The sequence below is a fragment of the Neoluteolibacter marinus genome, from assembly GCF_014904755.1.
GTDB classification, from domain to species: Bacteria; Verrucomicrobiota; Verrucomicrobiia; order Verrucomicrobiales; family Akkermansiaceae; genus Haloferula; species Haloferula marina.
In genome coordinates this window covers 1-424 of sequence record NZ_JACZFQ010000177.1, presented here as the reverse complement: position 1 = coordinate 424, position 424 = coordinate 1, and the positions used below count along the sequence as shown (strand labels likewise).

Below are 424 nucleotides of genomic sequence, written 5' to 3'. Positions count from 1 at the left end.
CCGAACTGCGATCCACGACTGACTATGATCAACTATCGATCGCCGTTATCGATGATCCAGTCTCGTCGATGGACGATGTCCGCATTGTGTCCGTGGCACTTGCGCTCGTGGAACTTGTTGAGCGAGCCGCTGCGTTGGACTTCAAGTTCGTGATCTCGACCCACCATGCGCTCTTCTTTAATATTCTTTTTAATTCGCTGAGCCGAAAGAGGAATAGGACTCGGCCGTATGTCCTTGCGCGCAATTCATACGCCGAATGGACACTCACCAATCAGCCAAGCGATTCGCCTTTCAGCTATCACCTCCAGATAATTGAAGGTATCCAGAGGGCAATCGCGGAGGATGAAATTGAGCGAGTGCACTTCAATCAGTTCCGGGCGCTGCTAGAGAAGACGGCGAACTTCCTGGGTCACACAGGTGGGGG

At 52.6% G+C, this 424-nt stretch carries 1 pseudogene; it reads left to right on the top strand.

From position 1 onward, the window contains the following. Positions 1-68: 68 nt before the first annotated feature. Positions 69-424, top strand: a pseudogene (locus IG178_RS25770) (anticodon nuclease); the annotation flags it as partial.